5 protein-coding genes are annotated in these 8,688 nt (G+C 72.9%); 3 read left to right on the top strand and 2 right to left on the bottom strand.

Annotation, left to right across the window (positions count from 1 at the left end):
- Both ACFWEK_RS15105 and ACFWEK_RS15110 read right to left on the bottom strand, forming a co-directional pair.
- On the bottom strand, nt 1-1,004 hold a 1,004-nt coding region (locus tag ACFWEK_RS15105; protein WP_430554558.1), incomplete at its 3' end, for a hemolysin family protein.
- Complete coding sequence (locus ACFWEK_RS15110) at nt 1,001-2,371, bottom strand: hemolysin family protein (protein ID WP_430548267.1); 1,371 nt, start codon at nt 2,369-2,371, stop codon at nt 1,001-1,003. The genes ACFWEK_RS15110 and ACFWEK_RS15105, both read right to left, overlap by 4 nt.
- Before the next feature lie 216 nt (nt 2,372-2,587).
- On the opposite strand from ACFWEK_RS15110, the gene ACFWEK_RS15115 reads away from it, so the two are divergent.
- The 3 genes from ACFWEK_RS15115 to ACFWEK_RS15125 all read left to right on the top strand — a co-directional run bounded on the left by ACFWEK_RS15115 (nt 2,588) and on the right by ACFWEK_RS15125 (nt 8,581).
- Nucleotides 2,588-3,325 carry a response regulator transcription factor gene (locus tag ACFWEK_RS15115; protein WP_430548266.1) on the top strand — a complete coding sequence of 246 codons (738 nt, stop codon included), beginning with the start codon at nt 2,588-2,590 and terminating at the stop codon, nt 3,323-3,325.
- Nucleotides 3,325-4,461, top strand: coding sequence for a sensor histidine kinase (locus tag ACFWEK_RS15120; protein WP_430548265.1), 1,137 nt, complete (start codon nt 3,325-3,327; stop codon nt 4,459-4,461). Before ACFWEK_RS15115 ends, ACFWEK_RS15120 begins: the two co-directional genes overlap by 1 nt.
- A gap of 343 nt (nt 4,462-4,804) precedes the next feature.
- A complete protein-coding gene (locus ACFWEK_RS15125; protein WP_430548264.1) occupies nt 4,805-8,581 on the top strand; it encodes a multifunctional oxoglutarate decarboxylase/oxoglutarate dehydrogenase thiamine pyrophosphate-binding subunit/dihydrolipoyllysine-residue succinyltransferase subunit in 3,777 nt (1,258 codons plus the stop codon).
- The last annotated feature ends 107 nt before the right edge of the window (nt 8,582-8,688 follow it).

Consider the following 8,688-nt stretch of genomic DNA (forward strand, 5'->3'; position numbering starts at 1 on the left):
CCCACGAGCTCCTCGAGGATGTCCTCGAGGAACACGACGCCGAGCACGCCGTCGGGCCCCTCGACGCGGGCCAGGTGCGCCCCGGAGCGCTGCATGGCGCGCAGCGCGTCCTCCACCTCGTCGGCGGGCCGCACGGACGCGAGCGCGCGCACGCGCCACGCCGGCACCGGGTCGAACCGGTCGCCGTTCGACGCGTACAGGACGTCCTTGAGGTGCAGGTAGCCGCGCAGGGCGTCGTCGTCGCCCCGCACGGGGAACCGGCTGAACCCGGTGCGCGCGACGAGGTGCTCGACGTCGTCGGGCGTGGTGCGGGGGTCGACGGTGACCAGCTCGTCCACGGCCACCATGACGTCGCCCGCGGTGCGGGAGGAGAACTCGATGGCCCCGGCCAGGAGGCCCTGCTCGTCGCGGAGCACGCCCTCGGCCTGCGAGTGCTCGACGATCGACTGCACCTCCTGCGCCGTGAACGCGGAGGCGACCTCGTCCTTCGGCTCGACCCCCGCGAGCCGCACGGCATGGTTCGCGACCCAGTTGAGCGCCGAGATCACGGGGCGCACGGCGCGACCGAGCAGCACCAGCGGCGGCGCGAACCAGAGGGCGGCCGTCTCGGGGCCGGCGACGGCGAGGTTCTTGGGCACCATCTCGCCGAGCACCACGTGCAGGTACACGACGATCGCGAGCGCCAGGACGAGCGAGACGGGGTGCAGCAGCGCCTCGGGGACCCCCAGGGCCTCGAAGGGCACCTCGAGCAGGTGGGCGAGGGCGGGCTCCGCGACGATGCCCAGGCCGGTGGAGCACACGGTGACCCCGAGCTGCGCGCACGCGAGCATGAGGGAGACGTGCTCCATCGCCCACAGGGCGGTGCGGGCGCGCCGGTCGCCGGCCTCGGCCCGCGGCTCGATGGCGCTGCGGCGCGCGGAGATGACGGCGAACTCGGCGCCGACGAAGAACGCGTTGCCGGCGAGCAGCAGCACGCCGACCAGCAGGGCGGTCCCGGTGCTCATCGGCCCGCCTCCCCGTGCCGGGTCCCGGCCGGGTCGACGGCGAGCACGCGCAGCCGCTCGACGCGCCGCGCGTCCATCGCCTCGACGCGCAGCAGCACCCCGTCGGTCTCGATCTCGTCGCCCACCTCGGGCACCCTCCCCAGCTCCGCCATGACCAGGCCGCCGAGCGTCTCGTAGGCCGGCCCCTCGGGCACCACCAGGCCGGTGCGCTCCTCCAGCTCGTCGGGGCGCAGCACCCCGGGCACGACCCACGACCCGTCGGCGCCGCGCACCACGCCGGCGCGGCGCGGGTCGTGCTCGTCGGCGACGTCGCCCACGAGCTCCTCGACGACGTCCTCCAGCGTGACGATCCCCGAGGTGCCGCCGTACTCGTCGACGACCACGGCCATCTGCAGCCCGAGACCCCGGAGCTCGACGAGGAGCGGCCCGAGCCGGACCGTCTCCGGGACGCGCGGCGCGTCGACCATGAGCGCGGCGGCCGGCACCTCGCCGCGGCGGTCGTGCGGCACGCCGACGGCGCGGCGCAGGTGCACGAGGCCGACGACGTCGTCGCGGTCCTCGCCGATCACCGGGAACCGGGAGTGGCCGGTGCGCCGGGCGAGGGCCACGACCTCGGCGGCCGTCGTGTCGCGCTCGACGACGGCCATCCGCATGCGGTCGGTCATGACGTCGCGCGCCGACAGCTCGTCGAGCTCGAGGGAGTTGGTCAGCAGGGTCGCGACCGACTGGTCGAGCGTGCCCTCCTGCGCCGAACGTCGGACGAGCGACAGCAGCTCCGAGGAGGACCGCGCGCCGGACAGCTCCTCGCGGGGCTCGACCCCGACCCTGCGCAGCAGCGCGTTGGCCGAGCCGTTGAGCACGGCGATGAGCGGCCGGAACAGCATGGTGAACACCCGCTGCACGGGGACGACCAGCCGCGCCGTCGCGTGCGGGGCGGACAGCGCGAAGTTCTTCGGGATCAGCTCGCCGAACAGCATCGAGAACGCGTTGACGACCACGAGGGCCAGCACGACCGCGAGGACCCCGGCGACGCCCTGCCCCATCGCCGTGGCGGCGAACGCCTCGGAGAACAGGGACAGCAGCGCCGGCTGGGCGGTGTAGCCCAGCAGGATCGTGGTGATGGTGATGCCGACCTGGGCGGAGCTGAGCTCCGTGGACAGGTGCTTGAGCCCGGCGCGGACGGCGCGGTCCCGTCGGTCCGACGGGCGCGCGGTGTCGTGGCCGGGCGAGGGACTGTCGCCCTCCTCGTCGTCGGCCCCGAGGACGGCCGGGTCGAGGGTGACGAGGGAGAACTCGCTGGCGACGAACACCGCGGTGCCCGCGGTGAGCACCACGCCGAGCACGATCATGAGGACGTCGCCTAGCACGGGCGGCTCCCGGTCGTGCGGCGCGGCGCGGCCGGGTGGCGGGGCGGCGGGGTGGCCAGGCGGGACGGCGCGGGCGACCCCGCGCGATATCGGCTCTCGTCCATCGTGCTCCGATGGTATCGGGACGGAGCCCGCGGGCGAGTCGGCGTCCGCGCGGGAGAGCCCCGGACAGCGTGTACTCAGCGCTCCCCCAGGGAGCCGGTGCAAGATGGCACCATGACCACCGCGACCCCTCCGAGCAGCCCGGGCGCCTCGGGCCAGCAGAACGCCACCGTGCTCGTCGTCGAGGACGAGCCCGCGATCGCGGCCGCCATCGCCCAGCGCCTGTCCGCCGAGGGCTGGCGGGTCGAGGTCGCGCGCGACGGCCTCGCCGGCGTCGACGCCGCCTCCCGCCTGAACCCGGACGCGATCGTGCTGGACGTCATGCTGCCCGGGATCGACGGGCTCGAGGTCACCCGCCGCATCCAGGCGGAGAACCCGATCCCCATCCTCATGCTCACGGCGCGCGACGACGAGACCGACATGCTCGTCGGCCTCGGCGTCGGCGCCGACGACTACATGACCAAGCCGTTCTCCATGCGCGAGCTGGTGGCGCGCGTCAAGGCGCTGCTGCGACGCGTGGAGCGTGCGCAGCAGGCCGCGGTGACGACCCCCGCCGACCCGCCGATGGTCATGGGCGACGTCACGATCGACCGGGCCCAGCGCCGCGTGCACCGCGCGGGCGACGAGGTGCACCTCACGCCGACCGAGTTCGAGCTGCTGGTCATGCTCGCGAGCTCGCCCAAGACCGTCCAGACGCGCGAGCGCCTGCTCGCCGAGGTGTGGGACTGGGCGGACGCCAGCGGCACCCGCACCGTCGACTCCCACATCAAGGCGCTGCGCCGCAAGCTCGGGCCGGACCTCATCCGCACCGTGCACGGCGTCGGGTACGCGTTCGAGCCGCCGGAGGCCTGATGGACCCCGCCCCCGGCGACGACGACGCCGGGCCGGCCGCGCCGCGCCGCAAGGAGCACCACCGGCTGCCCGACGTCCGCCCGCTGGACCCGCTGCGGTCGCTCAAGACCAAGCTCGGCGTGCTGGTCGTGGCGACGGTGACGTTCGCCGTCCTCATCACGTGGATCGGCCTGCAGAACGAGCTCGGCCCCACCCGCACGCTGCCCCTGGCGATCTTCCTGTCCCTGGTGATCGTGCAGCTCCTCGCGCGCGGCATGACGTCGCCGCTGCGGGACATGACGGCTGCCGTGCAGGCGATGGCTGCGGGCGACTACTCCATCCGCGTGCGCGCCACGAGCCGCGACGAGGTGGGCCAGCTCGCCGAGGCCTTCAACGTCATGGCCGCCGACCTCGACGCCTCCGACCGGGTGCGGCGCGAGCTCATCGCCAACGTGTCGCACGAGCTGCGTACCCCGGTGGCGGCGCTGCAGGCCCAGCTCGAGAACATGGTCGACGGCGTCACCGAGCCGACGCCGTCGGCCCTCGAGCTGTCGCTGGAGCAGACGGAGCGGCTCACCCGCCTGGTCACGTACCTGCTCGACCTGTCGCGGGTGGAGGCCGGCGCGTCCGCGCTGGTGCTCAGCGAGTTCTCCGTGGGCGACTTCCTCGAGGAGTCCGCGCAGGCGATGTCGATGGTCGACGCGGCGAAGGGCCTCAGCTACGTCGTCGACGTCACCCCGCCGGACCTCGCGCTGGAGGCCGACGTCGAGCGGCTGCGCCAGGTGGTCACCAACCTGCTGCAGAACGCGATCCGGCACTCGCCCCACGCCGGGACGGTGCGGCTCGACGCCTACCCCGTGGACGACGACGTCGTGCTCGAGGTGAGCGACGAGGGCCCCGGCATCGCGCCCGAGGACCGCGGCCGGATCTTCGAGCGGTTCGCGAGCGGCGCGGCCGCCGGTCGCCCGCACGCCGCGCCGCCGTCCGGCATGGCGAGCGGCGGCACCGGAATCGGCCTCGCCATCGTCCGCTGGGCGGTCGACCTGCACGGCGGGCACGTCGAGGTCGCCGACACCGACCGCGGCGCGACGATGCGCGTGACGCTGCCCGCGCAGGCCCGGCCCGCCCCCGGCGTCACGAGCGAGCCCTCCGAGTGATCCCGTGCCCGGCCCGCGCCCGCGGCGCCGGCGTGAGGTTGGTCACACTCGTCCGTCACAGGACGGCCTGCGTGGTCCGGACATGACGTCGGAACACGGAGTCATCGGGTCGACCCGAGGAGTCGTTGCCCACCCCATTACCGGACGGTCACGATGCCACGTCGTGAGCCCGGGAACGGCCGTCTGACGCCGCTCGGCCTCCCCGGTCGGACACCGCGAAGGACGTAGGCTGGACCTGCGCACCGGCGCTGTCGGGCGCATTTCCGGTCGAACGAGTTGCAACTGTGTGAAAGTGGGCGATCCGCGCGTGGTGTCCCCGAAGGACGGGTCAGAGTCGATCAGCGTGGCGAGCGCGTTCGGAGCCAACGAATGGCTTGTCGACGAGCTCTACGAGCAGTACCTGAAGGACAAGAACGCGGTGGACCCCGCGTGGTGGGACTTCTTCGCCGACTACGAGCCGGGTGAGACCAACGGCGCCACGGCGGACGCCGCGCCGGCTGCACCCGCGCAGCCCGCGGCACCGGCTGAGCCCCAGACGCCGGCCCCGGCGCAGGCCCCGGCCCCCGCGGCCCCTGCCGGCCGGTCGGGCACCGCCGCCGCCGAGACCGCGAAGTCCGAGCGGAAGGCCTCGAAGCCGGCCCCGGTCCCGGCCGACCCCGCGGTGAGCGCCGTCCGCCCGGTCGCCGAGGCCCTGCCCTCGACCGCGCCCTACGCCGAGGTCGCGAAGTCCTCGCCGAAGGCCACCGAGGACGAGGCCACCGACGACGTGCAGAAGCTGCGCGGCCCCGCCGCGCGCGTCGTCACCAACATGGAGGCCTCGATCGAGGTCCCGACCGCGACGTCGGTGCGCGCCGTGCCCGCCAAGCTCATGGTGGACAACCGCATCGTCATCAACAACCACCTCGCGCGCGGCCGCGGCGGCAAGATCTCGTTCACGCACCTCATCGGGTTCGCGCTCGTCGAGGCGCTGTCCGACATGCCGGTGATGAACGCGCACTACGAGAGCATCGACGGCAAGCCGCACGTCGTGCAGCCGGCCCACGTCGGCTTCGGCCTCGCGATCGACCTCGCCAAGCCGGACGGCTCGCGCCAGCTGCTCGTGCCCAGCGTCAAGAAGGCCGAGGAGCTCGACTTCGCCGGCTTCTGGGCCGCGTACGAGGACCTCGTGCGCAAGGCGCGCGGCGGCAAGCTCGGCATGGACGACTTCGCCGGCACCACGATCTCGCTGACCAACCCGGGCGGCATCGGCACCGTGCACTCCGTGCCGCGCCTCATGGCCGGGCAGGGCACGATCATCGGCGTCGGCGCCATGGACTACCCCGCGGAGTTCGCGGGCGCGTCCGTGGAGCAGCTCGCCCGCATGGGCATCTCGAAGGTCATGACGATCACGTCGACCTACGACCACCGCATCATCCAGGGCGCGCAGTCCGGCGAGTTCCTCAAGGTGCTCGCGAACAAGCTGCTCGGCCTGGACGGCTTCTACGACCGCGTGTTCGCGGCCCTGCGCGTGCCGTACGAGCCCGTGCGCTGGGTGCGCGACAACACCGTGGACGCCGACGTCGAGGCCGCGAAGCCGGCCCGGATCGCGGAGCTCGTCCACTCCTACCGCTCGCGCGGCCACCTCATGGCCGAGACCGACCCGCTCGCCTACCGCCAGCGGAAGCACCCCGACCTGGACATCCAGAGCCACGGCATGACGCTGTGGGACCTGGACCGCCAGTTCCCCACGGGCGGCTTCGGCGGCAAGACCAAGGACACGCTGCGCGACATCCTCGGCCTGCTGCGCGACTCGTACTGCCGCACCATCGGCGTCGAGTACATGCACATCGCCGACCCGGCCCAGCGCAGGTGGCTCCAGGAGCGGCTCGAGTCGGGCTACGCCCGCACGCCCCGCGAGGACCAGCTGCGCATCCTGCGCCGCCTGAACTCCGCCGAGGCGTTCGAGACCTTCCTGCAGACCAAGTTCGTCGGGCAGAAGCGCTTCTCGCTCGAGGGCGGTGAGTCGGTCATCCCGCTGCTCGACGCGATCCTGTCGCGGGCCGCCGAGGGCGGGCTCGACGAGGTCGGCATCGGCATGGCGCACCGCGGCCGCCTCAACGTGCTGGCGAACATCGCCGGCAAGAGCTACGGCCAGATCTTCAAGGAGTTCGAGGGCCAGCTCGACCCGAAGAGCGTGCAGGGCTCCGGCGACGTGAAGTACCACCTCGGCACCGAGGGCGTCTTCACCGCCGAGTCGGGCGCCACGACCAAGGTGTACCTGGCGGCGAACCCGTCCCACCTCGAGGCGGTCGACCCGGTGCTCGAGGGCATCGTGCGGGCCAAGCAGGACCGCATCGACCTGGGCGGCGACGGCTTCTCCGTGCTGCCGATCCTGCTGCACGGCGACGCGGCCTTCGCGGGCCAGGGCGTGGTGCCCGAGGTGCTCAACCTCGCGCAGCTGCGCGGGTACCGCACGGGCGGCACGATCCACGTGATCATCAACAACCAGGTGGGCTTCACGACCGGGCCGTCGTCGTCGCGCTCCACGACGTACGCGACCGACGTCGCGAAGGGCTACCAGATCCCCGTCTTCCACGTGAACGGCGACGACCCCGAGGCCTGCGTCCGCGTGGCCGAGCTGGCCTTCGCCTACCGCGAGCAGTTCGACCGCGACGTCATCATCGACATGGTCTGCTACCGCCGCCGCGGGCACAACGAGGGCGACGACCCGTCGATGACGCAGCCGCTGATGTACAACCTCATCGAGGCCAAGCAGTCGGTGCGCAAGCTGTACACGAAGAACCTCGTGGCCCGCGGCGACATCACGGTCGAGGAGGCCGAGCAGGCGCTGCAGGACTACCAGGCGCAGCTCGAGCGGGTCTTCACCGAGACCAAGTCGGCCGGCAAGGCCAGCACGCCCGACGGCGAGGACGAGATCCTCGGCCTCGAGCGCCCGGAGGCGCAGCGCGAGGGCGCCGGCGACATGGTGGGCTGGCAGACGGCCGTCCCGCACGCCGTGCTCGAGCGCGTGGGCGCCGTCCAGGTGTCCGCCCCCGAGGGCTTCACGGTGCACCCGAAGCTCGCCCAGATGCTGCAGAAGCGGCAGCTCATGGCGAAGGAGGGCGGCATCGACTGGGGCTTCGGCGAGCTCGTCGCCTTCGGGTCGCTGCTCATGGAGGGCACCCCGGTGCGCCTCGCCGGGCAGGACTCGCGCCGAGGCACCTTCGTCCAGCGCCACGCCGTGCTGCACGACCGCAACACGGGTGCCGAGTGGACGCCGCTGCTGTACCTGTCGGGCGACCAGGCGAAGTTCTGGGTGTACGACTCCTCGCTCAGCGAGTACGCCGCCCTCGGCTTCGAGTACGGCTACTCGGTCGAGCGCCCGGACGCCCTCGTGCTCTGGGAGGCGCAGTTCGGCGACTTCGTCAACGGCGCCCAGACGGTCATCGACGAGTTCATCTCGTCGGCCGAGCAGAAGTGGGGCCAGCACTCGTCGCTGGTCATGCTGCTGCCGCACGGCTACGAGGGCCAGGGGCCGGACCACTCGTCCGCCCGCATCGAGCGCTTCCTGCAGCTCTCGGCCGAGAACAACATGACGGTGGCGCAGCCGTCCACCCCGGCGTCGTACTTCCACCTGCTGCGCCAGCAGGCGTACGCCCGGCCGCGCCGCCCGCTGGTCGTCTTCACGCCGAAGCAGCTGCTGCGCCTCAAGGCGGCGGCCTCCAGCGTCGAGGACTTCACCACCGGCACCTTCGAGCCGGTGCTGCCGGACACGTCGGTGGACGCGGCGCAGGTCGACCGCGTGCTGCTGTGCACCGGCCGCGTCTACTACGACCTGCTCGCCGAGCGCACCAAGCGCCAGGACACCCGGACCGCCATCGTCCGCCTGGAGCAGCTCTACCCGTTCCCGGAGGAGCAGCTCCGCGCGCAGCTGGCGCAGTACCCGGACGCCGACGTCGTGTGGGTCCAGGACGAGCCGGAGAACCAGGGCGCCTGGTCCTTCCTGCACCTGGCGCTCCCGGACGACATGCCGCGCGTGCGCGTCGCGTCCCGCCCGGCGTCCGCGTCGACCGCCGCCGGCACGGCCAAGCGGCACAAGGAGCAGCAGGAGATCCTGGTCGCCCAGGCCTTCGACCGCTGACCCTGCCGAGGTCATAGAGATCTCGCCGAGGGAGTACGCTGACCGCTCTGCGCCGCGCGGGCTGGCTGGACCGGGGGCACGTGCGGGACCGGCTGGTCGTGCAGAGC

Origin of the sequence: Isoptericola sp. NPDC060257, assembly GCF_042726645.1 — a bacterium.
Classification (GTDB): Bacteria; Actinomycetota; Actinomycetes; order Actinomycetales; family Cellulomonadaceae; genus Isoptericola; species Isoptericola nanjingensis.